The organism is Pseudomonas sp. GW821-FHT03E01 (genome assembly GCF_059420765.1).
In genome coordinates, this window is record NZ_JBWKUI010000012.1 from 24,690 (window position 1) to 46,885 (window position 22,196).

General features: G+C 57.9%; 21 protein-coding genes and 2 pseudogenes. 9 read left to right on the plus strand and 14 right to left on the minus strand.

Going from position 1 to position 22,196, the window contains the following annotated elements:
* Window positions 1–1,458 (plus strand): N-acyl-D-amino-acid deacylase family protein, encoded by a 1,458-nt coding sequence (locus tag AC07VO_RS20220; protein ID WP_086946395.1) that lies wholly within the window; start codon window positions 1–3, stop codon window positions 1,456–1,458.
* Window positions 1,459–1,619: 161 nt separating this feature from the next.
* Window positions 1,620–1,988, plus strand: a complete 369-nt coding sequence (locus AC07VO_RS20225; protein ID WP_018929431.1) for a glyoxalase superfamily protein — start codon at window positions 1,620–1,622, stop codon at window positions 1,986–1,988.
* Window positions 1,989–2,100: 112 nt separating this feature from the next.
* On the opposite strand, the gene AC07VO_RS20230 is transcribed toward AC07VO_RS20225, so the two are convergent.
* Both AC07VO_RS20230 and AC07VO_RS20235 read right to left on the minus strand, forming a co-directional pair.
* Window positions 2,101–2,964, minus strand: a complete 864-nt coding sequence (locus tag AC07VO_RS20230) for a methyl-accepting chemotaxis protein (protein WP_404942596.1) — start codon at window positions 2,962–2,964, stop codon at window positions 2,101–2,103.
* A 42-nt stretch (window positions 2,965–3,006) separates the two neighbouring features.
* Window positions 3,007–4,020, minus strand: a pseudogene (locus AC07VO_RS20235) (methyl-accepting chemotaxis protein); the annotation flags it as partial.
* 260 nt (window positions 4,021–4,280) lie between these two features.
* On the opposite strand from AC07VO_RS20235, the gene pmrG reads away from it, so the two are divergent.
* Entirely contained in the window at window positions 4,281–4,952 is a 672-nt protein-coding gene (gene pmrG, locus AC07VO_RS20240) for a lipopolysaccharide core heptose(II)-phosphate phosphatase PmrG (protein WP_026286668.1), read from the plus strand.
* Between the two features lie 34 nt (window positions 4,953–4,986).
* Window positions 4,987–5,850: a phosphatase PAP2 family protein gene (locus AC07VO_RS20245; protein ID WP_064616104.1), complete on the plus strand. Its 864-nt coding sequence runs from the start codon at window positions 4,987–4,989 to the stop codon at window positions 5,848–5,850.
* Here the strand turns inward: AC07VO_RS20245 and AC07VO_RS20250 are convergent.
* Window positions 5,801–7,240 (minus strand): ArnT family glycosyltransferase, encoded by a 1,440-nt coding sequence (locus AC07VO_RS20250; protein ID WP_086946394.1) that lies wholly within the window; start codon window positions 7,238–7,240, stop codon window positions 5,801–5,803. The genes AC07VO_RS20245 and AC07VO_RS20250 overlap by 50 nt on opposite strands.
* A 193-nt stretch (window positions 7,241–7,433) precedes the next feature.
* On the opposite strand from AC07VO_RS20250, the gene AC07VO_RS20255 reads away from it, so the two are divergent.
* Complete coding sequence (locus tag AC07VO_RS20255; RefSeq protein WP_086946393.1) at window positions 7,434–7,958, plus strand: GNAT family N-acetyltransferase; 525 nt, start codon at window positions 7,434–7,436, stop codon at window positions 7,956–7,958.
* A 221-nt stretch (window positions 7,959–8,179) separates the two neighbouring features.
* On the opposite strand, the gene AC07VO_RS20260 is transcribed toward AC07VO_RS20255, so the two are convergent.
* The 6 genes from AC07VO_RS20260 to AC07VO_RS20285 all read right to left on the minus strand — a co-directional run bounded on the left by AC07VO_RS20260 (window position 8,180) and on the right by AC07VO_RS20285 (window position 12,166).
* Window positions 8,180–8,587 (minus strand): PIN-like domain-containing protein, encoded by a 408-nt coding sequence (locus AC07VO_RS20260; RefSeq protein WP_086946392.1) that lies wholly within the window; start codon window positions 8,585–8,587, stop codon window positions 8,180–8,182.
* Window positions 8,584–9,276, minus strand: coding sequence for a DUF433 domain-containing protein (locus AC07VO_RS20265; RefSeq protein ID WP_018929438.1), 693 nt, complete (start codon window positions 9,274–9,276; stop codon window positions 8,584–8,586). Before AC07VO_RS20265 ends, AC07VO_RS20260 begins: the two co-directional genes overlap by 4 nt.
* Before the next feature lie 430 nt (window positions 9,277–9,706).
* Window positions 9,707–10,075 carry a DUF6124 family protein gene (locus AC07VO_RS20270; RefSeq protein ID WP_018929439.1) on the minus strand — a complete coding sequence of 123 codons (369 nt, stop codon included), beginning with the start codon at window positions 10,073–10,075 and terminating at the stop codon, window positions 9,707–9,709.
* Between the two features lie 227 nt (window positions 10,076–10,302).
* Window positions 10,303–11,343 carry a DMT family transporter gene (locus tag AC07VO_RS20275; protein WP_086946391.1) on the minus strand — a complete coding sequence of 347 codons (1,041 nt, stop codon included), beginning with the start codon at window positions 11,341–11,343 and terminating at the stop codon, window positions 10,303–10,305.
* Window positions 11,344–11,498: 155 nt separating this feature from the next.
* The gene (locus tag AC07VO_RS20280) at window positions 11,499–11,756 is read right to left on the minus strand and encodes a hypothetical protein (protein WP_018929441.1); all 258 of its coding nucleotides are present in this window, start codon (window positions 11,754–11,756) and stop codon (window positions 11,499–11,501) included.
* 35 nt (window positions 11,757–11,791) lie between these two features.
* Window positions 11,792–12,166 carry a DUF6124 family protein gene (locus AC07VO_RS20285; RefSeq protein ID WP_086946390.1) on the minus strand — a complete coding sequence of 125 codons (375 nt, stop codon included), beginning with the start codon at window positions 12,164–12,166 and terminating at the stop codon, window positions 11,792–11,794.
* A 480-nt stretch (window positions 12,167–12,646) separates the two neighbouring features.
* On the opposite strand from AC07VO_RS20285, the pseudogene AC07VO_RS20290 reads away from it, so the two are divergent.
* Window positions 12,647–12,850: pseudogene (locus AC07VO_RS20290) on the plus strand (transposase domain-containing protein); the annotation flags it as partial.
* Here AC07VO_RS20290 and AC07VO_RS20295 read toward each other — a convergent pair.
* The 5 genes from AC07VO_RS20295 to AC07VO_RS20315 all read right to left on the minus strand — a co-directional run bounded on the left by AC07VO_RS20295 (window position 12,805) and on the right by AC07VO_RS20315 (window position 17,858).
* Entirely contained in the window at window positions 12,805–13,302 is a 498-nt protein-coding gene (locus AC07VO_RS20295) for a GNAT family N-acetyltransferase (protein ID WP_064616110.1), read from the minus strand. The pseudogene AC07VO_RS20290 and the gene AC07VO_RS20295 overlap by 46 nt on opposite strands.
* Before the next feature lie 994 nt (window positions 13,303–14,296).
* Complete coding sequence (locus AC07VO_RS20300; RefSeq protein WP_158245522.1) at window positions 14,297–14,743, minus strand: MarR family winged helix-turn-helix transcriptional regulator; 447 nt, start codon at window positions 14,741–14,743, stop codon at window positions 14,297–14,299.
* A 134-nt stretch (window positions 14,744–14,877) separates the two neighbouring features.
* On the minus strand, window positions 14,878–16,002 hold the full coding sequence (locus AC07VO_RS20305) for a hypothetical protein (RefSeq protein WP_086945963.1): 1,125 nt from the start codon (window positions 16,000–16,002) through the stop codon (window positions 14,878–14,880).
* Window positions 15,977–17,338: a cytochrome P450 gene (locus AC07VO_RS20310; protein ID WP_086945964.1), complete on the minus strand. Its 1,362-nt coding sequence runs from the start codon at window positions 17,336–17,338 to the stop codon at window positions 15,977–15,979. The genes AC07VO_RS20305 and AC07VO_RS20310 overlap by 26 nt, the downstream gene beginning before the upstream one ends.
* Before the next feature lie 22 nt (window positions 17,339–17,360).
* Window positions 17,361–17,858, minus strand: coding sequence for a DUF1330 domain-containing protein (locus AC07VO_RS20315; protein ID WP_086945965.1), 498 nt, complete (start codon window positions 17,856–17,858; stop codon window positions 17,361–17,363).
* Between the two features lie 141 nt (window positions 17,859–17,999).
* On the opposite strand from AC07VO_RS20315, the gene AC07VO_RS20320 reads away from it, so the two are divergent.
* From AC07VO_RS20320 to AC07VO_RS20330, 3 genes are read left to right on the plus strand one after another with little or no spacing between them, the layout of a single operon-like run.
* A complete protein-coding gene (locus AC07VO_RS20320) occupies window positions 18,000–20,330 on the plus strand; it encodes an efflux RND transporter permease subunit (protein ID WP_086945966.1) in 2,331 nt (776 codons plus the stop codon).
* On the plus strand, window positions 20,278–21,063 hold the full coding sequence (locus tag AC07VO_RS20325; protein WP_207238837.1) for an outer membrane lipoprotein-sorting protein: 786 nt from the start codon (window positions 20,278–20,280) through the stop codon (window positions 21,061–21,063). Before AC07VO_RS20320 ends, AC07VO_RS20325 begins: the two co-directional genes overlap by 53 nt.
* Window positions 21,064–21,078: 15 nt before the next feature.
* Window positions 21,079–22,185: a DNA alkylation repair protein gene (locus tag AC07VO_RS20330; RefSeq protein ID WP_086945967.1), complete on the plus strand. Its 1,107-nt coding sequence runs from the start codon at window positions 21,079–21,081 to the stop codon at window positions 22,183–22,185.
* Window positions 22,186–22,196: the final 11 nt, after the last annotated feature.

Sequence of the window (22,196 nt, forward strand, 5' to 3'; positions counted from 1 at the left end):
ATGATGTACGACACGCTGATCCGCAATGCGCTGATTATCGACGGCAGCAACACCCCCGGTTACCCCGCTGACGTGGCGATTCTGAATGGCCGCATCGAGCGAATCGGCGATTTGCACGACGCTCGCGCCATCGAAGAAATCGAGGCCGCTGGCCGAGTGTTGGCGCCGGGTTTCATCGATGTGCATACCCACGACGATACGGTGGTGATTCGCCAGCCGCAGATGCTGCCCAAACTCAGCCAGGGTGTGACCACGGTGATTGTCGGCAACTGCGGGATCAGCGCGTCGCCGGTGAGTTTGCGCGGTGATCCGCCGGACCCGATGAACCTGCTCGGCACCGCCGCGGCGTTCGTGTATCCGCGCTTCAGCGACTATCGCGCGGCCGTCGAAGCGGCCAATACCACGCTGAACGTGGCTGCGCTGGTGGGGCACACCGCGTTGCGCAGCAATCACCTGGACGATCTGTATCGCACCGCGACCGACGCTGAAATCAGCGCGATGCGCGAGCAACTGCGCGATAGCCTTGAGGCCGGTGCCTTGGGTTTATCCACAGGCTTGGCCTACGCCAGCGCCTTCTCGGCATCCACTGATGAGGTGATGCAGTTGACCGAAGAGTTGACGGCATTCGGCGCGGTCTACACCACCCATTTACGCAGTGAGTTCGAACCGGTGCTGGAGGCCATGGACGAGGCGTTCCGCATCGGACGCCACGCACAGTCGCCGGTGATCATTTCCCACCTCAAATGTGCCGGCGCCGGTAACTGGGGGCGTAGTCCGCAATTGCTGGCGTCCCTCGAACACGCCGCGAAAACCCACCCGGTGGCTTGCGATTGTTATCCCTACGCGGCGAGTTCTTCGACGCTGGACCTCAAGCAAGTCACCGACGCCCATCGCATCACCATCACCTGGTCCACGCCGCACCCGGAAATGGGGGGGCGGGATCTGATGGACATTGCTGCCGAGTGGGGCACTGCGCTGCTCGAAGCCGCCCGCCGACTGCAACCGGCGGGGGCGGTGTATTACGGCATGGACGAGGCCGATGTACGAAGCATCCTCGCGCATCCGCTGTCGATGATCGGCTCCGACGGTTTGCCGGAAGACCCGTTTCCGCATCCACGCTTGTGGGGCGCATTCCCACGAGTGCTCGGACATTTCAGTCGCGACGTCGGCCTGTTTCCGCTGCATACCGCCGTGTACAAGATGACCGGGTTGTCGGCGGCACGCTTTGGCTTGAAGGAACGTGGCGAGATTCGTGAAGGGTATTGGGCGGATCTGGTGTTGTTCGATCCGGCGACGATTCGCGATGTGGCCGACTTCAACGATCCGCAGCGGGCGGCGCAAGGGATTGATGGAGTGTGGATCAACGGAGTCTTGAGTTACCGCGACGGGCAGGCGAACGGCAGAAGGGAAGGGCGATTTCTGGCGCGGGAGGGGGATTTGCGTAGAGGGTTTCATTGATCGCGCCTTCGTAGAAGCTGCCGAAGGTTCGGGCCGCGTTCGGACGATCTTTTGATCCAGGTCTCATGGTGGCACATTGCAGTTAAAGAAAGCCGTCACCAAGCCGAAGCGCTGACATCCAGCCCAGTCACACTGGGCTCATTCAGTCAGGGAGTTACCCCATGAGTTTCGGCAAAACCACCCCGATCCTGCGGATTTTCGATGAAACCAAGGCTTTGGAGTTCTACGTCGAGTTTCTGGGGTTCAAGATTGATTGGCAGCACCGCTTCGAGGCGAACCTCCCGCTGTACCTGCAAATCTCCCGTGGCGAGTGCGTGCTGCACCTCTCCGAACATCATGGCGACGCGACACCGGGCTCGGCCCTGCGCATCGAGACCGATGAGCTGGAGGCGTTCCAGCAGCAATTGCTGGCCAAGGAATATAAGTTTGCGCACCCACAAATCCAGGCGATGCCGTGGGGCAGTCAGGACATGACCGTGGCCGATCCGTTTGGCAATCGGTTGGTGTTTACCAATGCGATTAGTGTTTAAGCGTTAGATAGCCTTCGCGGGCAAGCCTCGCTCCTTGTACAGGTTACTCACTGAACCTGTAGAAGCGAGGCTTGCCCGAGAAGGCGATTAATCATTCACCGCAAAGTGAATATCAAACCCGGAAGTGACTCACCATCATCTGCAACTGATTGCCCAACCGCGCCAGCTCGACACTGGACGCAGCGGTTTCGTCGCTGGCGGTGGCGGTCTGTTCGGACACGTCGCGTACGTTGATGATGCTGCGGCTGATCTCTTCGGCCACGGCGCTTTGTTGCTCGGCGGCGGCAGCGATCTGCTGGTTCATTGACTGAATGTTGGACACCGTGCGGGTGATGTTTTCCAGTGATACGCCGGCCTTGCGAGTCAGCGCCACGCTGCTGTCGGTCAGGGTACGACTGTTGTTCATCACCGCCGCCACTTGTTGAGTGCCGTTCTGCAAGCCGGCCACCAGGCCTTCGATTTCCTCGGTGGATTTTTGCGTGCGCTGGGCCAGGCCACGAACTTCGTCAGCCACCACCGCAAAACCACGACCAGCCTCACCGGCACGGGCCGCTTCGATGGCAGCGTTGAGGGCCAGCAGGTTGGTCTGCTCTGCCACGGCCTTGATCACATCCATGACGCTGCCGATCTTGTCGCTTTCCTGCTGCAGTACGCTCATCGCTTCAGTGGAACGCACCACTTCGCTGGCCAGCCGCTCGATCTGGGCGATGGCTTCGTTGACCACTTTGTCACCTTCGCGAGCTTCACCGTCAGCGGCGGCTGCGGCCTGAGAGGCTTCTTCGGCGTTGCGCGCGACTTCCTGCACGGTGGCCGTCATTTCGTGCATGGCGGTGGCGACCTGATCGGTTTCCACTTTCTGGCTGTTCACACCGGCGCTGGTCTGTTCGGTCACGGCCGACAGCTCTTCGGCGGCGCTGGCGATCTGGGTGACGCCATCGCGGATGCCGCTGATCAAGTCCCGCAGGGTCACGCCCATGCGCGCAATGCCTTGCTGCAACACGCCGAGTTCGTCGCGGCGGGTGACCTTGATGTCCTGAGACAAGTCACCACCGGCGATGCGCTCGACCACTTTAAGGGTATCGCGCAACGGACCGGTGATCTGACGGGTGATGACCACGGCGGCGATGATGCCCACCAGCAACGCCAGCAAGGTGCTGATCAATTGAAGTGTGCGGGCCTGGGCGCTTTCGGCATCACGGCGGTCGAGCTGGAATTGATACAGCTGATCGCTCAGGGTCACGATGGCGGCGCCCTGATCGGTCATTTCCTTACGCGCCTGCACCGCATCGCTGTTGGCGGCTTTATAGGCTTGCAAGGCACTGCGGTAGTTGCTCAGGGCGGTTTCCAACTGACGCAGCGCGTCTTGTTGTGTGTCGGCGAAATGCGCGTTCAGCGACTTCAGGCTGGCGATGGCCGCATCCAATTGGGAAACGGCTTTCTGCTCGGTCTCGGCATTGGTGTTAGCGGTGTAGCCGCGCACTTCATAGCGGGCAAGAATGAACGCTTCCTTGGCGGCAGTGATGGCCAGGAACTGTTCGAAGCGCTGATCGCTCAAGGGCATTTGCTGTACGCGGATGTTGATTGCGTCGATCAGCTTGCTGGCGGTTTCGGCGTTGGCGCCCATGGCGTCGCGGGCGCTGTTGCCGGTGCGGTAGGCGCTGCGCATTTTGTTCAGCGACGTCTGATAAGCGGCGATGGTCGCGGCCTGCTCTTTGAGCATTTTGACGTTTTCAGGGTTTTTGAAGCTGCCCAGCAGGGCGGTTTGCTGAGCAACAAAACTGTCCAGGGTGGTTTGCACATTCTGTGCGGCGGTTTCGTCGCCGTTGGTCAGCATGTATTGCAGGCGAACCACGCGCAGCTTGGTCAGGCCGGCATTGAGCTGAGTGATGTCGCTCATCCAGTTGCTGCGGTCAATCAACCCGCCCAGGCTGGTCCAGCCGGTCAGGGCGAGAATGCAGGTCAGTGCCAGGACCAGGCCGAATCCCAGGCCCAGTTTCAAGTTCACGCTGATGTTGCCGAACCAGCTATTCATCAAATTCCTCCAGGAACGTTGCGCTTTCGATCGTCGGTTGGCTGGAAGATTTTTGTTTTTGGGAGCCAGCAAGGTGTGTAGCAGGTATGTATCGGCCGCAACCCCGGGAGCTGAAAGGATTTTGTCGGATGGATTCTGTAACAAGATTTTTACGCAGTTCTTAAGCTTTTTTTCACATGGGTTTCACCAGCAGCCAACGCGAGACTCGCTACCCTTGCGGTTTTGTATGATTGTGATGCATGCCGGCGAGGCGGCTGAACGTGGAATTGAGACTGAGTCTGTTCGGGATAAAACGCTCGATCGATCTGAGCCGTTTGGCCCGTTATCGAAACGCAATGGTCATCGTGGCCTCACTGCTGCTGGTGATTCCGCTGACCGTGTGGCTGTTGCGACCTGCGGCTGTGCCCGATCTGTCCCATGGCAATGTGGCGGGTGCCCGTGCGCTGGCTGCGGGGTGGGCCAAGGGCGACATGATCGTGCTGGTGCGTCACGTTGAGCGTTGCGATCACTCCACCGCCCCCTGTCTGATTGGCAATGATGGCATTACAGATCGCTCGCGCAGTGTGGCAGTGGGGGTCGGTGCGCAGTTTGAACGTCTGGGCCTGAACAAGACCGATATCTATAACAGTCCGATCATCCGTGCGGCACAGACCTCCAGTTATATGTTCAACAAGGTTGGCGTCGGCGAAGACTGGTTGATCAACTGCCGGGGCAGTATGTTACGTGATGCTCTGGCGCACAAAGTGGCGGGGCGCAACCTGATTCTGGTGACCCACAGTGAGTGCATGGCGGAACTCGAAAAAGAGCTCAAGCTGCCGACTGCTACTCTAGGCTACGGCGCTTCTCTGTTTATCTCCGCTGAAAAACCTCAGGAACCTCGTATGCTTGGTTCCATCGAGGCCTCTGACTGGCACTCGGTGACCACCGAATGAGCTTCTTCTTCATCACTCTGGATCTGGACGTACGATGCTGACTTCTTCCCGTTACCGCTTTTACTGGGTGAACTTTGGTATTCCGCTGGCCTGCGCGGTCGCGGTGTTCCTGATGTTTGACATGACCAAAATCGACATCGCTTTCAGCGATCTTTTTTATGACCCGGTTACCCAGGTGTTTCCGTTGGAGCATGTCCGTCTGTTCGAGCAGATCACCCATAAATGGGCGCGGATCATCCCGAACTGGACGGGTGAGATTGCGATCATCGGCGCCTTGCTGTCATTTCTCTGGCCGCGACTGAAGGCTGAAAAACATTCGAAGATCATCGCCTTCCTGGAAAAAATCAAAGTCGCGCCTGTGCTTCGGTTCGCCAGTAAACACCGCCGGGACTTCCTGTATGTGGTGTTCGCGTTTTCCATCAGCACCGGCGTTATCCACTACCTCAAGAGCCACACCAGTGTGTATTGCCCGGTTGAAACCACTCAGTACGCCGGGAAAATCGAGCACAAGGAGTGGTACCAGAATTTTGACCTGCTGAAAGAAGCCGGTGACGGTCGCTGCTGGCCGGGTGGGCATGCGTCGGGCGGCTTCACCATGCTCGCGCTGTACTTCGTGGCTCGCCGCTACCGCTGGCGGTACGCTAAAGCGATGATGTACGGCTCGCTGCTGCTCGGTTTCGTCTACGGCACGACACGGGTCCTGCAAGGCTGGCACTACATGTCCCACACCTTTTGGGCCGGGATCTTCGTGTGGCTGACGTGTTTACTGACGGCATTGGCGTTCTATGGGCGGGCGCGACTGGAGCTGCCGGTGCTGCAAAAGGCTGAGCTACCCGTCGCTGAGCCGTTTACAGGGTTACAAAGTAGTAAGCCTGACGCCCCACCATCATTGTCTTGATCACCTTTAAGGGTGCGGCGGGTTCATTTACACCAGACATGAGTGCCACATTAGCCGGTGAGGCGCTCAGAAACTCATGCAATTGCGCCTCGGTATCCAGGCCTTTGAGTACGCGTCGGGTGTAGAACACGCTGGCGCCGCCCACCCGCTCGTTGGCTTGAAACAATGCGACCTGCTGCCCGCTGGCCTGGAATGCCTGAATCTGTTCAGTCAGCGGCAGGAAGGACAGTGTGCGATCAGCGTGAGGCAATACCCATTGTGCGGCAGCGAGGTAGCTGCCAATCACCACGGCCAGTACGCCAACCCCTATACCGCGACGATGCCGGACAATCAGCCCCGGCAAGGTCGATGCACCGGAGTAGGCCTGAAGTCGCTCGAACAGCACGCTCGCATATTCCGCGGCAATCACCGCCGCTGCAGGCGTCATGGACATCAGGTACACCGTGCGTTTGCTCGACGCCAGGGTCAGCATGACGAACTGCGCCAGCAGCCACACCGTGAAGAACAACAGGTAACGATTGGCCATCAGGCTTTTGCGAAAGTGCCACAGCCCCAGGTACACCAGAATGTTCCAGGGCGCGAAGGTCTCCGGCAGCTTGGCCAGGTAGTAGTAGAACGGTTCGTAATGGCCGGCCTCGACGAAGGAGCCGCTGAAGCGCCCGACACTATTGGTCAGTAACACTTCCCCCACGGCATGCGCACCATCGCGTTGATACAGCACCGCGAGCCAGATCATCAGCGGCACCAATCCCAACAGTGTCAACAGGCCGGGGCGCAGCCAGTCCGAGGGCTTCAGGCGCTTGTCCATCAAGGTTTCGGTCAGCAGATACGCGAAGATCACCACCCCCGGCATCGCCAGCCCCAGTACGCCTTTGCTCAAGGTCGCGATGGCGATCCCTGATGCAAAAAGCAGGGCGTTGCCGACGGTCGAGTGCCGTGTCCCCTGAAAAAATGCCAGCAGCGCCATGCTCACGCCGAAGGCCAGCAACGCGTCTTCGCCGACGCTGCGCGTGTTGCTCCAGTAACTGGCCATGGTCGCCAGCAAAATCCCCGCCGTCCAGGCAATGACCTTGGGCCGGTCGAACCGCCGCAGCATCGCATACAGCAACATCACGCTGAACAACCCGGCAAACGCCGACGCGAGCCGCACCGCCCACGGCGTACCGCCGAATGCGCGAATCGCCCCGGCGTCGAGCCACAAGCTCAAGGGCGGTTTCTCAAGAAATGGCTCGCCGAACAAATGCGGGGTCACCCAGTCGTTATCCAGGTGCATCTCCATGGCAATTCCGGCGACCCGGGCCTCCGTGGAACCTTGTAATTGGTGGTTGCTTAGGGCGAAGAAAAACAGCAGAGCGGCGAGTAGAAACAGTGAAGAGACGGGGCGTGACATGAGTTTCTGGCTAACCGAGCAGGGGACCGGGAACCCCAAGCATACGAGTTGAATGCTTAACGAAACATGAACGACCAGCGAGAGGTGACGGGTGACGTTGGGGCAGCACTAACGGGGGGCGATCTGAGTAGCAGCGTCCTTCCAGGCGCTGTTATTGTCTGACGTCATGGAGTTGGTAGTTAAGGATGATGCAATGGAGCTTGCGCTGACGGTTGGCACTCACACATTGAGATTGAGCGCCCCCGACCCCGAATGGTGTAAAGCGTTGCAGCATGCGCTGAACGCCAGTTTTACAGTCCACTGCGAATTTCTGCCCTGGGCCAAACCCTACACCACCGAGGACGAGGCCCGATCGTTCCTCGCGCGGGCAGTCGATGAATTCAAAAGCGAAACCGGTGAGCGCCGGCTGTTTATCGTCGACGATGCCGCGCGCGCGATCATCGGCTGCATTGGCTTGAAGCCCCGGCGCCGTAACCGGTATGTGGTCGGCTACTGGGTCAATACCGAGTATTCGGGCAAAGGCTATATGCGCACGGCGCTTGAAGCGTTGATCAAAAGCATGCCCGGTTTCACGTTTTACCTGACCATCGCCTCGGCCAATGTGGCGAGCCAGCGGCTGGCCGAAGCGGCCGGGTTTGGTTTGATCAGACGGTGTTATCAGAGGGCTTGTTTGCAGCCGCATGAGGCGCAGGATACGTATCTGTATCGGTTGAAATGAGGGTGGGAGCAGTCACTGGAACCGACCGCTAACCAAATCGCAGGCAAAAAAAAGCCCGCGGGAGGGCGGGCAAACCGTAGTTTCTTGAATGAGCGAGGGGGAATGTACAGGTTGGAGGGGGGGCGGTGGGGTGAAGAAAAATTCATGTGGATGGATGGCTTCAGTCGCTCGTAGCTTCACCAAAGGTATGAATGAAAAGAAGCCCTGTCACGGTTCGGGGTTTATATTTTTATTTGATCAAATTTTCCGTGCGCCGGACATTTCCACGGTACGCGGAACGCAGCGCCACCTCCATTCAGATGTGCCTGACTCATGATCGACGGCCACCATCGCACCAGGTTATGCGCTTTGTTCCAATAAGACTCGTTTCCCCAATGCTTGGCCAAACAGAAGACCGGCAGTCCGCACTCGCGGAACGCTCTCTTTTCAATATCACCTTTTGTGAATTTGTCTTGAGAGATGACAGACCATCCACCTTCTTCTCTCAGCACTGATATCCATGCCACATCAGCGGTGCTTTGCGGAAATTTATCCCTTAAAGACAGTACCGAATGGCCCTCAGCTTTAGTCAGTTCGTTCAAGGCTCGGGCCAACGCAGGGGGAAGATTGTTATCCAATAGGAACTTCAAGCCGCATTCCTTTGCTCAAAACTGACCGCTGCCTCAACTGCAGCAATAGGTATTTCATAGAGGCGGGCTACACGTTTGACGTCTCTGCCTTCAGCTCTGTAGGCGCTAAAAATGGCTGCTGTGTCAATTCCCGTACCTGACAGGACAGGTTTTCCAAAGTTTCGAGAGGGGTCGAGAACGATGGCTTTGCTGCGTTTGACCGGATACCAGCGCTGCGCCGAGCCTGATCCTGTGTAGTCGATACCTTCATAGAGCGAAGGTTTGATGACTTGTTCGAATGCATACTGTCGCTTGATCAAGTCCAGAAGTGCCTCATCCCCTGTTTCACCCATCACCGTGGCGAAGATGCTTCGTCCGTCGGTTTGAAAGCGTTTGCAGGTGAATGGGTACGCTTGGTTAAACAACTCTTTTGCTTGCTGCGAGGCACTACGGATGGCTTGCAGGCTTACGCCGTGTTGGCGAAAAGCATGAACGAAACGAATTTCCAGTAAGTCATGAAAACCTAGAACGCACTCGTTCACATCAGACAGCTCTGAGTCCCAAAGCCCCGGATGTTGAACACCGTGGGCGGTGTACCCGAATAACCAGCGGCGTATATCGGTAGCTGAAATCCCGGTGTAGAGCGAAGCTTCTGCTGGGGTGTACAAGCCAATGCCGACAAGGCGGCTAGGTAGCTTAATGTTTTGCATGTTGGCCTCCTTGTCAGCAGGTGATCCGATGGATGGATTCTGGTCGTAAGGGTGAACTCAAGCAACTGGTCGGGGACGAACCGCTGTTTTGTTTGGGCAGAGTAGGTTTGAAGCGTGAGCTACACAATCAGCTCGGAGTCGTCACGGCTTGCAGGAAATTTCTGAAAACCCTGTCCTGTAAGTCGCTTGGGCGAAAACGTGGCTACTCTGTCGTCTATTGAGTCGACAGTAAGTTGCAGATTATGAAACCTAGTGTTGAGTCGTCTGACACTGCATTGTCTCGTATAAGTAACATTCAGCTTCAATTGTCACGCATACAGAACATCTCTACCCATTCAAAGCCCAAAAAGGCACCTGCGATATTCTCGTCAGGTGCCTTTTTGTGTTGGGGGAGCGGTAAAGACTCCATTCGATCAACGAGCGCGATCACTCAGTGAAGAACGGGAGGCTCTCCCGCGGCCACCGACGCGTTCGGATCAAGGTTATCCTTCGCTCGGTTGACCAAAAGCTCAGTCAGCATCGTCAACTGCTGAAGCGCCAGTGCCACATTGCGCTGCGGGCCTTCGAGTCGGTCGGCAAAGTCCAGCGTCATGACGTTGAGGGACGCCAGGGTTTCGCTGGCGTGAGCGAGCAGGGTGGGCATGTCGACGTCGGGGCGGACGCTGAAGATGTTCCTGTTCAGGTTGCGCCGGCGGGCACTGACGGAGCGTTCGGTGGTTTTGGGCTGTTGGGTCGGGTCGAGGGTTTCAGGTTGTGAAGTGGCCGGATTTTTCAGTGGGATTCGGGTGATCTTTTTCATAAGGGCGTTCCATTGGTTTAGGGATCCTTACGTAATTTCGGCTTGTTAAAACCATCCGCAGGGTCGCAGCGAAGGGTGAAGACTATCTTTCAGAAATGTTGTTCACCAGTTCATGGCAGTCGCTACGGGTTGCAGGAAAATTCCCAGGATGACGTGGTTCTAATCTGTCAGAGAAATCCTTTTTCACTACTGTTGGCCCTGAGCAACTGCCGCGCCGTCTCAGTCGCTCAGTGTTGGTGCCTGTGATGGATATCGGGAAAGTGCGGATGACTGTGTTTAATGGGAGTGTGGTCGTGTAAATGGCTATGAGGTTCAGTGCCGTCCCACTCAAAGGCATGTTCATGTTGATGGTGCTCGTCATGAATATGCGGATGGTCATGTGTTTGCGGATCGTGTTGGTGCTCGTGAGAGTGGCTTTCGGTCAGGTGTATCCAGACGCCAATTCCCATCAGGCCGGCAGCCACCCCAAACACCCACGTCACCGCTTCGCCTAACAACAGGATCGAAATAGCGGCCCCCAGGAACGGTGCAGTAGAGAAGTACGCACCTGTGCGCGCGGTGCCAAGCCCCCGCAAAGCCAAAACGAATAGCACCAGGCTAACGCCGTAGCCCAAAAAGCCTACCAGTAGCGTCGGCCCCAATAGAGACCATTCAGGGAGATGCATGCCAAGAGCAATCCCCAAAGCGCAGTTGACGACCCCGGCGACCAATCCTTTGATGCCTGCGATGAACAATGCATCCGATGCGGAAACCTTCCGGGTAAGGTTGTTATCGATGGCCCAACAAAAACAGGCAATCACCACGGCGACCGGGCCAACCCAGCCATGGATCCCTGCGGAAGTCTGAGGCCAACCCAAGAGCACGCCACCGGCAACGATTGCGATCATTCCAGCGACGATCCGCCGGTCGGCGTTCTCCTTGAACACCATCCAGGCAAGCAGGGCGGTCAATACCGCCTCAAGGTTTAGCAACAGCGAAGCAGTGGTAGCTGATGTGAGGGTAAGGCCAAACATTAAAGACACCGGCCCCAACACGCCGCCGAACGCGATAGCACCAATGAGCCATGGCCATTCTGAAATGGTTAAACCGACAGGCTGCCAGCCGCGATCGCGGATCAGCCGGGTAACCGTGAGACCCAAGCCACTTCCCAGGTAAAGCAAACCGGCGAGCAAGACGGGTGAAACGTTCAGCCCCAGGACCTTGGCAAGCGGCGTGCTGGCGCCAAACAGCGCTGCAGCCCCCAAGGCGTATATAACGCTTTTGTTCATCATCTGTTCCGTAGCAAAAGGCATGATTGAGAAACACGATACTCGTCATGCATCGATAGCGCATTGAATCGAATCCACAAAAAAGGCACCTGCGATATTCTCGTCAGGTGCCTTTTTGCGTTGGGGCGCGGCAACGATGCCCTATGCCGGATACGTTAAGACGCTGAAACCTGCCGCTGCAACCGCCGCCCCACCACATCCAGCAAATCGCAACCATCACGCAACGAAGTCACCAACACCCGCGCCAGCTCACTGTGAACGCCTTCACTTACAGCGAAGCTCTCCAGCAATTGAGTCGCCGTGCGGATGCGGTAAGCCGCCGTTTCATGCAGCACATCAAGCGGCGCTTCAGTGTCGATCAGCAGCGACGCGATAGTGCAGTCGATGCCGGTGATCGGCATGTATCGATCCATGACAAAACCTCCATTCGATCAAAGAGCGCGATCACTCAGTGGCAGACGGGCTCGATCGCCGGCATGGGCGAATCAAGGTTATCCAGCGCTCGATTGATCAACATCTCGGCCAGCACCGCCAATTGCTGCATCGCCAACGCCACATTGCGATGCGAGCCTTCAAGCTGGTCGGCCAGGTCGGTGGTCATGACGTTCAAGGAGGCCAGGGTTTCACTGGCGTGACCGAGCAGGGTGGGGGTGTCGACGTCGGGGAGGATGGTGAACACATGGCTCACGGGATCGGGGTGTTTCGGGTTGCGCAAGCGGGCGCTGACGGCGCGTTGGGTGGCTTGGGAGAGTTGGGTCAGGTCGAGGGGTTCGGGTTCTGAAGGGGTATCGGTTTCTGGAGGGTTGGGGGTGATCTTCTTCATGTTGATGCTCCTACACTAGTTATGGAGGCGGCCGCCCCTCTGCTGTCAAACAGAATTGGGTGGCAGCTGTGCGCGGGTTGACAGACCGGTAGTGTAGGAACCCGGTGCACCCGAAGATGCCCCACGCACAGCCGCCATAAACGAGACTGCATGCGCGTGAGCATGCTGCCTGATCAGGAGGAGTGAAAGGTTACACTTTTCGGCCTGTCAAAGCCCAATCGCTGAATTGCAGCGACACCTGGAGGCTATCCTCGATGAGCGGCGCCCGCTAGTTCATGGAAGGCGATACGTTTTGAGGGAAATTTCCTAGGACGGAGCGTGGTGTGAGCCAGAATTGTTTCTTGAAGGTTCTGGATCCGTCGTGGCGTTCGATGGTGGCGACACTGGGCAGGGTGCCGATGAGTGTCTGGATACCGTCGATGAGCACATGCCCGGCGTGGTCCAGCTTTTCGCTGACATCTTCACCGATGCGCTTAAGTGGCGGCGATCATGAGCTTGAACCAGTCTGCGCGCATGAACGGGCATGATCCGTATGCTTACCTCAAGGACGTTTTGACTCAGCGGGTGACGGAGGTTCATCAACTGTTACCGCATCAGTGGAGTCCGTCTAGCCTACCCAAGGCAGCTTCATCCGAAGCCTATACATCCAGCTTACGGACAAAGACATTCACGTCATTGCCGTAGTACGCGGAAGAGCCTTCATACTGAAACCGCAACTTAGATAAAACATGAGTAGATGCATTGTTATCGGGCCAGACGAGAGCAACACACTCTGAAAGACCTAGCACCTCACGCGCATAATCGAGAATTGCCGCACCGGCCTCTGTAGCGTATCCGTTACCCCAAAAGGCTTTAGCGAAACGGTATGCCAGTTGAAATCGATCAGTGGATTCTAGGGGGGTGAGGCTTATCCAGCCAATTGGTTTCCCCTGTAACTCCACACGCCAATGCCCTGGCCCCTCATGCGGTGCAGAATTTACATAGGCGAGAACTTCTTTCCGTCGAGAAGGGGTAGGGGCAACTACTCCGGTCGTGTAGCGCATGACCTCTGGGTCGGCCTCCATCGTCATCACAAAACTGACATCATCCGGCGACAGGCGCGTTATCAAAAGTCTGCGGGTCTTAAACGTCGCCATTGCGCAACTCCAATGCTGATTACTCACCGCAGGCAGTCTACTGACGCGGCCGCCGATTGGGACAATAACCGATACCCTAACCAGTTCACGAGCGCAGATGGTTATTGAACGCGCGGTCCACATGTGTTTGCCAGCCGCTTACATTTCAAGAACCGTTCAGCAGAATCAAAGCAAAGGAGCCCGCTTGTATGCTGGGGCTTGGAGGGAGGAGGAGGGACAAACCCCAGATGCGACAAAGCCCGCACTTGGCGGGCTTTGTCGTTTTCGGATTGGTGGGCCGGGGTAATTTGAATTTGTTCTGTAAGTTGTTGATTTATAACATTTATAATTATTTTTATTTTTTGTTGGAATACCAATTGGAATACTGCACTCCACATGACCACCCGTTTGCATTCGATCCGACACGCACGCTTCGTAACCGTGATTGGCAGTGAACTGCTCATAGCTGCCAGTGGCGACAGGCAAAAATCGGCCACAAGCTGCCGTCCAGGCGGATCACTACCATGCGGCACGGTTTAGCTTGAGCTGCCCGCGGCTTCAGCTTTGTGATAGCAGCTCAGGGCATCGATAGCCTGCTACATCAGAGGCTCGCCTGCTTCGATCATTCCCTGTAGGGTCCGCTTCATTGATGCTTACCTCGTGATAGTCAGGCCAGCCCAGTGAGTCGGTGACTTGCCTGCACGAACCGACACTCCAACGGATAGGACACATGACAACAGCAGAGAGAATGGCGGCTCTATCTTCATCTCGTACGCCTGGGGCGCAAGACTCAAAAAAAAGGAGTGGGTTCAAAGCGGTTACCGACTCCCCCTTAGCTTTTGCCCGCCGGCATGCCCTCTCCGAGCCCGAGCGGCTGACGTTGATGTATTGCATCGACCGCTTGGATTTTGAATTTTTCGGGATAACGCGAGTTGCTTATGGCACCTCCTAATGGGCCTCATTTAAGGGATGGAGGTGTCTAGAAACTAGGGACGATTCAGCAGAATTTTAATGCTTACTCAGCGTCTATGAGGTGTCTGATCTGATCGACCACTCTGATCAGCGAAAGCTTGTCCTCTTTTCGGATAGCTTCAGATAACAAACGATCAGCAACCATCATCGACTGATGGACTTCCTTACGTAGCTCTTCCCCCTGAAGAGTAAGGAACACTAAGGTTTGACGTCGGTTCGACGGTAGCACTTCTCGTCTGATCAGGCTGCTGCCCTCCATGCGCTTTAGCAGCCCGGACACTGCCGAGATGTCTATTTCAAGCTGATGCGCAATATCTCCCACCAGAATGCCCTTATCCGTTTGGCAAAGCTCCAGAAGGTAGCTCTGCTGTGCGGATATACCTTCAGGCAGGTACTTTCTATAGAACTCAGAAATGCCTCGCCATCCACGATAGAAGTTGAAGCAAAACAGGTTGCGTAGTACGGGTTCAGCATTGCTGTTACGTGCCACTATTCGTACCTCTGAATGCAGTGGGCGATCGAGCAAAACGCGTTCAGGCTGGCCTCATGCCCTGAAAACCATCCTGTAGTTTGTTGTTGCCACGCGTAAAGCAGGGCAGAGCTAAAAACGGGCTGCCGGTATGATCAAAACGCATAGGATAGCCCAACGGACAGATACCTTGCTCGGTACATACCGCCGCTGTTGAGCAGTAGACTCAGTTGCTCATCAATGCGCCGGCTGCCCTGAACTTTCAGACCCCATAAGCCGCTTTGGCGATCCCTCACGGTGGACACCAGCAGGTTGGTGTCCGCGACGTCGTTGGCAATCCATCGGATTCCCAGCATCTCGCCGCATGACGCAATGATGCTGTCGCAGCGGGTGTCGGTCAGGTGCTCGTACAGCAGGGATAGGTCACTGGCACCGTTGAAGGCGGACGCCCAGGTATATTCGAAGCCCGAGACACTGGCCCGATCAATCCCGTATTCACTGTCCTGAAGCAACGCTTCAAGCTTCAACAGCCAGGCGCCCAGGGTGACTTGAGTGTCGACGGCGAGCCTGTCCACCTCAGGGTACGCCGGGTCGAAACTGGAAGGTGAGTGCCCCGCGTAGGGTTCGCGGCTGTGACCCCGAAAGTAACTGAGGCCAATATCCGCAGGGCCGGCTACCTGGGTGGCGCGCACGGCAAAGTCGGTCTGGCCGGAGCAGCGCAGTGGCGTGAAGAGGTCCTGCTCATAGGCAGGGTCCTGCGCGCCATGCTCACCGAAGATCAGCGCGTCCGGACGCTCGCGATAGCAGGGTAGGGCATACAACGTCACGTTCTGCCCCAGGCCGCGATAGCCCACCGAGGCCATAGGTTGTGAGAGGCGAGCATCGCCATCCGGGTCGAACCTGAGGTCAACCTGATTCACCACGTCGACCAGATGCCGGGACTCGGTGACCCCCCAAAACACCCGGCTTAGTCCGACCCCCAGTTGCCAAGGCCCCGGTCGGTAGGACAACGAAAACTCGCGCAGGTCCGCGGCGTCGTATCGGTCCAGCCCCGCCCACTGTAATTCCACCTCCATGTCCAACGACATCTGCTCGAGCAGTGGTTCATGGCGGTCCCACTTGAACTGCAGTCCTGCAAAAGACGTGCGCGCCGGCTCGTAGCCATTGCCTTGGAATGTCAGCTTGTACTGCTCCTCTGTACTGCTTGCGCAGGGGCTTAAGGTGATTGTCAGGCAAGCCAGCAGCAGTCCTCGGCTAAATCGCGACAGTGGATACGCCATGAGCTACGCGCCTGGTCAAAGAAGTCTTCAGGCCATTGCGAGTCCGTAGAACGAATGCCGGTTCAATTTCAGGCAAGTGTTCCGGGCGCACATTGAGCTCGTAGTTAGTCAGCACCTGCCGGAGCAGCGCCTTCAATTGCAAGTGTGCCAAGCCGATGCCAATGCACTTCATCCGTCCGCCGCCAAAGGGAAAGAAGGCGTACTTGGGACGGCTGGGCGCCGTCGCCGCAAAATGCTCGGGATGGTATTCCAGAGGCCGATCCCAGTAGGATGGGTCACGGTGAGTCACCCAAGGACTCATGATGATGTTGGTGCCTCCCGGCACCCGTTGGCCACCGAGTACGCATGGTTTGGCGGCTTTGCGATCGATTAGCCACAGTGGTGGCGACAGGCGCATGGATTCGTTAAAGCATTGTTCCAGCACGGGCGTGTCTTTCAGGTCGAGCCGGCTGCTGGTGGCGACTGAATTCAGTTCATCGCGTACTGCCTGCTGCCAGCTCGGATATTTGGCCAGATCGCCCAAGGTCCACATCATGGCTGAGGCGACGGTGTCGAAGCCGGCCAGGAACACGCCCATGATTTCCCGCAGGATGTGCTGATCATCGAGGGCCTGGCCTTGTTCATCGCGGTAGTTGATCAAGTCGCCAAGGAAACCGCCTGCGGCTGCGTCGGTACTGCTGCGATGCTGGGCAATGATTTCCAGCAGGACCGTGGCGATCTGCCCGGCGGCGGTGTGCAGTCGGCGGTTGTTCGGCGTCGGCAACCAATCGGGAAGCGGAACTGGCGAGGACAGACGGATATTCATATAGCGCAGGCTCAGGGTCCAGCCGTGCGAGATGCGCGCAATAGCCTGGGCACCGATGCGGTGTCCGAAGAGAAACTGGGTCAGCACGTCCATGGCGTACTCGACCATTTCGTGTTGCAGGTCGATGTCGCCGTTGTGGTCCACGCGATTGGACCAGTCGGCCACGCGTTCGTGAGCCAAGGTGTCGACATTCAGCGCGAGCTCACGCAGGCGCGGCAGGGCAAACGACGGGATGACCGCCTTGCGCTGCTCCTTCCACTTCTGGCCGTCGGCGATGATCATGCTGCCACCCGCCAGGGGGCCGAAGGCCGCGGCGATATCGCTGCGACCGAAGTTTTCGCCCTGGAAAATGGTATCGAGATCGGCCGGGTCGAAGGCCAGGCAGAAGGAAGCCCCAAAACCGACGGGCAATCGTACGAGGGTACCGTAGCGCTGCCGACACTCGTTCAAGAGTGCCAGCGGTTCGTTACGAAACCGCTCAGAACAGCCGAAAAGCATATGCCCGCGAGGGCCTGGCGCAAAAGCGTTCATCCTATCGTCCTTGATTGCAGCTTTAGGCGGCTTGGATCGGTGCCATGGCGAAGGCGCCACCGAATACCGCGCTGGAAGCCGCAGTCCGATTGCGGTAGTCGGGGTCTTGCATCAGTTGGCCCACGGCGTCCGCCGACGGGAATTCGATGATCTCGAAGCCGTCGAAGGACCACTGCTCACCACGCTCTGTGACAGCGCTGATCACCACGTGCCCACCGTGGCGGGTTAGGGCTGGTTCGCGGTCGGCGACATACTTGGCCAGAGCATCGGCGTTGTCTGAGGCATTAGGTGCCTGGAACTGAAAGGCCACCAGCATGGTGGGGCCCTGGACTTCGGCCCAGCGCGCGAGATCCTGTTTGACGCCTGTCACGTGAACCCCCGGTTGCCCGTCCGCCGCAGGGGAAAGTTGCAGGCGACGCACTTCCAGTTCCCCAAACATCGGTTGGGAAACCCGACCGTCCAGCACTACAGCCGATGCCGCGGTGGGCTGATTTGCTTCGCTGATTACGTTCAGCTTCATGTCTTGCTCCTTTATATGACGTCATATTTGACGTAAAAAAACTACAAGCTAAATGTTTGCACGTCAACTATTGACGTAAAAGATGTTGTTCTATAGCTTGCGCACCGTCGATCACATGGCCCTTTTGGAACGGATGTCAAAATGATGAGAACGATAGTGTCAGGTGTAGTGCGCTTGCGATGGGGGTTCCTGCTGCTGTTTCTAGGGCTGGCATATCTGGCCAGCCTAGGGCAGAGCCGACTCGGCTTCAGTACCGATTACCGGGTGTATCTTGCCCCGGACAATCCGGAGCTGATGGCGCAGGAGCAGATGCAGGCGACCTTTGACCGGTCGGACAACCTGTTCATTGTGGTGGCGCCGGAGTCGGGCGACGTGTTCAGCCAGTCGTCCCTTGAAGCGCTGCAATGGATCACCCAGCGCGCCTGGCAGACACCTTATTCGGTGCGGGTGGATTCCCTCAGCAACTTCCAGAATATCGACGCCGACGCGGACAACATCCAGGTCGCCGATCTGGTGCGTGATGCCGCTGCCCTGAACGAGCAGCAGCGTCAGCGGGTCCGCACCATCGCCTTGTCAGAGCCGCAGCTGGTGGGCCGCTTGGTGTCCAAAGCCGGCAGCGTCGCCGCGGTCAATGTGGTGTATCACCTGGCCGGGGTTTCTCCTTATGAGAATAGCGAGGTGGTGAGCTTCGCCCGTCAGCTGGCTGAGGAGGCGCAAGCCAAGTTTCCCGGGATCAAAGTGCACCTGACGGGCATGGCGATGTACAACAACGCCTTCCTAGAAGCCGCCTTGGGTGACGCCGCCAACCTGACCCCTTGGGTCTATCTGGTGATCCTGATCGCCGCGCTGATCATGCTGCGCAGCGTGCTGGCCACAGTGGCAGCGGTGGCGGTGGTGTATCTGGCCATGACCAGCGCCGAGGGCATCGCGGGCTGGCTGGGCATGAGCCTGACGTCGCTCTCGGCGTCTGCGCCGCTGGTGATTCTGATGATCGCCGTGGCGGACTCGGTGCATGTGCTGTCGGTCACCCTGATGCATCTGCGCAAGGGTGCTACCCGGTTGGATGCATTGCGTGAAGCGCTGCACGAAACCCTTGTGCCGGTCACCGTGACCAGTCTGACCACCGCGGTGGCTTTCCTGTCCCTGAACTTCAGCGAGATCCCGCCTTTCCGTGACCTGGGCAACATCGTCTCGATCGGCATCGCCCTGGCCTGGTTGTTCACCCTGTTTCTGCTGCCGGGCCTGGTTGCGCTGCTGCCACTCAAGCCCAGCGCCAAAGGTGATCCGCTTGAACATGCAATGACCCGCTTCGGCACTTGGGTACAATCACGCTCGCGGATGTTGATGTGGCTAAGCATCCCTGTAGTAGTTGTGCTGGCCTCGTTGGCCGGGCGCAATGAGCTCAATGACCAGTATCTGCGCTGGTTCAGCCCGGAGACTGCTTTCCGGCAGGCCAATGACTACACCGAGCAGAACCTCACCGGTCTTTACACCATCGAGTATGCGCTCAAGTCCAAATCAAGCAGCGGCGTGAATGACCCGGTCTTTCTGGCTCAGGTGGAAGCCTATACCACTTGGTTGCGCCAACAGTCGGAAGTCGCCCATGTCAGTTCGCTCTCGGACGTGGTCAAGCGAGTCAACCGTAGCCTGACCACTGGCACCGAGGAAGCTTATCGGCTGCCGGAAAGCACCGAAGTGGCGGCGCAGAGCCTGCTGCTGTACGAGCAGTCCTTACCTTATGGCCTTGACCTGAACAACCAGATCGATGTCAGCCGCACGGTCACCCGGAGCGTGGTGGCCCTGCACGAACTGAGTACCCGGCAGATGCTCGACTTCGAGCGTCGCTCGATGTCGTGGCTGGCCAGCAACGCGCCGGGAATCGAAGCCAAGGCCGCCAGCACCACATTGATCTTCGCCCACATCGGCCAGCGCAATATCGAGAGCATGATGTGGGGGATCATCGCCTCGGCGGCGGTGGTTGCGTTCTTGCTGATGCTGCTGTTCCGCTCCTGGAAACTGGGCCTGCTGTCCATGGTGCCGAACGTAATTCCGGCAGCCATGGCCCTGGGTATCTGGTGGCTCTGCGTTGGGCAGGTTGGGTTCTCGGTGGCCATCGTCGCCTCCATGACCCTGGGGGTGGTGGTCGATGACACCATCCACTTTATGTACGCGGTGTTGCAGCGGGTCAAGTCCCACGGCCAGACGGTGGGTGAAGCGGTTGTCGAGGCTTTCACTAGCACGGCACCGGCCTTGTTGGTGACCTCACTGACCTTGACGGCCGGGTTCCTGGTCCAGGCAACATCCGAGTTCGCCTTGAACCAGGAAATGGGGCTGATGACCGCCCTGACATTAGTGATTGCTCTGCTGGCGGATTTTTTCCTGCTGCCAGGGTTGCTTGAACTGACATTGGAGAAGAAGCGTGAAAGGACTGAAGAGCGTGAAGTACCTGGCGATGCTGTTCTGCCTCGTTGAGATGAGCGTGGCCGTGGCGGATGAGAAAGGTCAGGAGATCGCCAGGCAGGCGGACCAGCACAACATCGGCTGGAAGGACATGTCGGCGGATCTGCAAATGGAATTGCGTAATGCCTACGGCGCGGTAAGTACCCGTGAGTTGGCGGTGCAGTTTTTTGAAGTGCATGCCGATGGCGACAAGAGCCTGGTGCGTTTTCTGAGTCCGGCGGACGTGCGTGGCACTACCTTACTGACCCACGCCCATAGCCTGACCTCGGATGATCAGTGGCAGTTTTTCCCGTCGCTGCGTCGGGTCAAACGGATTGCTTCGGAGAACAAGTCAGGCCCATTTATGGGCAGTGAGTTCGCCTACGAGGACATGGCCAGTTGGGAACTCGATAAGTATCAGTACCAGTATCTGGGGGACGAGGTAGTCGATGGGTTGGACGCGTACAAGCTGGAAATGACCCCAGCTTACCCGCGCTCCGGCTACACCCGTCAGGTCACCTGGCTCGACAAACAGTATTACCGGCCGCTCAAGGTCGAATACTACGACCGCAAGAATGCGCTGCTCAAAACCCAGACCTACAGCGGTTATGGTGTTTACCTGGACCGCTACTGGCGGGCCAGCGAGATGCGAATGGTCAACCACCAGACCGGCAAGCAGACCTGGATGCGCTGGAGCAACTACCGCTTTGGCAATGGCTACAACGAGCTGACATTTGATAAGAGCAGCCTCGACGCTCAGCGTTGATTCAAGGGAGATGTCATGGACTTCAAGGATTACTTCGATCATCCGCTCGGCGTCGAGTTGGGCGGTCGCGCTGCCGCGCTGCTAGCGAGCTTCGATCAGCAGCGCTACAGCGCGTCGTTGCCTGCGGACCTGCGACCGCTGGAGATGAAGGCCCGGGTCAAGGCCATGGCCAACGCCCTCTGGGATGGTTTGGGCCTGGAGTTTGTGCCGGCGGCCCAGGTACTGGTTAGCATGCTTGACCCGATCCCCGGGACCCGCTTTGGTCGCATGACCGGGTTCCCGGTGTGGGTGATCGCCGATATTTTCGAAACCCGCGGTCTTGAGCACTTTGAGCCCGCCATGCAGGCGATCAAGAAGGTGACTCAGCACTTCACCGGCGAGTTCGCCATCCGGCCTTATCTGGATGCCTACCTGGAGCCTACATTGCAGGTGCTGGCCGGCTGGGTCAGCGATGACAGCCCCGACGTGCGCAGGCTGGTTTCCGAGGGCACGCGTCCGCGCCTGCCGTGGGCCTCCCGGGTCCCGAGCCTGTTGGTTGACCCGGCACCGGTCCTGGCCCTACTGGAGCGTCTGCGCAATGATCGCAGCGAGTATGTACGCCGCTCTGTGGCCAACAACCTCAATGACATCAGCAAGGACCATCCCAGCGCCGTGCTCGATGTGCTGGAGCGTTGGCAGGTCGAGGAGCGTGGGCCGCACACCGATTGGGTCATCCGCCATTCGCTGCGTACCCTGGCGCGGCGCGGTGACAGCCGTGCGCTGGAGCTGCTTGGGTATTCCATGGCCGCGCCGGTGCAGGTCAAGCGCTTCCAGGTCGGACCTTCGCAGATCAAGCCTGGGGAGCGTATTTCCCTGGATTGCGATATCCAGATCGACAGCACCAGCGAGCATGGGCTGATGGTCGACTACGCGATTCTCGCACCGGGTGCCCGAGGCCAGATCAACCGCCGGGTGTTCAAGTGGAGCAAGCGCCAGAAGCTGGTCAAGGGTTCGGTGAAGCTGCAGCGCGATCACAGTATCGAAAGCAGTTCGCTGAGAAGTTACTACCCTGGCGCACACGAGGTGCATCTGATCATCAACGGGCAAGTCGTGGCCCAAGGCTCTTTCGAGCTGGGCGTTTAATCACTACATCA

Coding starts and splice junctions, on each gene's coding strand:
- AC07VO_RS20220 (WP_086946395.1), top strand. CDS start 1: ATGATGTACGACACGCTGATCCGCAATGCGCTGATTATCGACGGCAGC.
- AC07VO_RS20225 (WP_018929431.1), top strand. CDS start 1,620: ATGAGTTTCGGCAAAACCACCCCGATCCTGCGGATTTTCGATGAAACC.
- AC07VO_RS20230 (WP_404942596.1), bottom strand. CDS start 2,964: ATGGGCGTGACCCTGCGGGACTTGATCAGCGGCATCCGCGATGGCGTC.
- AC07VO_RS20245 (WP_064616104.1), top strand. CDS start 4,987: ATGCTGACTTCTTCCCGTTACCGCTTTTACTGGGTGAACTTTGGTATT.
- AC07VO_RS20250 (WP_086946394.1), bottom strand. CDS start 7,240: ATGTCACGCCCCGTCTCTTCACTGTTTCTACTCGCCGCTCTGCTGTTT.
- AC07VO_RS20255 (WP_086946393.1), top strand. CDS start 7,434: ATGGAGCTTGCGCTGACGGTTGGCACTCACACATTGAGATTGAGCGCC.
- AC07VO_RS20265 (WP_018929438.1), bottom strand. CDS start 9,276: ATGCAAAACATTAAGCTACCTAGCCGCCTTGTCGGCATTGGCTTGTAC.
- AC07VO_RS20270 (WP_018929439.1), bottom strand. CDS start 10,075: ATGAAAAAGATCACCCGAATCCCACTGAAAAATCCGGCCACTTCACAA.
- AC07VO_RS20275 (WP_086946391.1), bottom strand. CDS start 11,343: ATGAACAAAAGCGTTATATACGCCTTGGGGGCTGCAGCGCTGTTTGGC.
- AC07VO_RS20280 (WP_018929441.1), bottom strand. CDS start 11,756: ATGGATCGATACATGCCGATCACCGGCATCGACTGCACTATCGCGTCG.
- AC07VO_RS20285 (WP_086946390.1), bottom strand. CDS start 12,166: ATGAAGAAGATCACCCCCAACCCTCCAGAAACCGATACCCCTTCAGAA.
- AC07VO_RS20295 (WP_064616110.1), bottom strand. CDS start 13,302: ATGGCGACGTTTAAGACCCGCAGACTTTTGATAACGCGCCTGTCGCCG.
- AC07VO_RS20305 (WP_086945963.1), bottom strand. CDS start 16,002: ATGGCGTATCCACTGTCGCGATTTAGCCGAGGACTGCTGCTGGCTTGC.
- AC07VO_RS20310 (WP_086945964.1), bottom strand. CDS start 17,338: ATGAACGCTTTTGCGCCAGGCCCTCGCGGGCATATGCTTTTCGGCTGT.
- AC07VO_RS20315 (WP_086945965.1), bottom strand. CDS start 17,858: ATGAAGCTGAACGTAATCAGCGAAGCAAATCAGCCCACCGCGGCATCG.
- AC07VO_RS20320 (WP_086945966.1), top strand. CDS start 18,000: ATGATGAGAACGATAGTGTCAGGTGTAGTGCGCTTGCGATGGGGGTTC.
- AC07VO_RS20330 (WP_086945967.1), top strand. CDS start 21,079: ATGGACTTCAAGGATTACTTCGATCATCCGCTCGGCGTCGAGTTGGGC.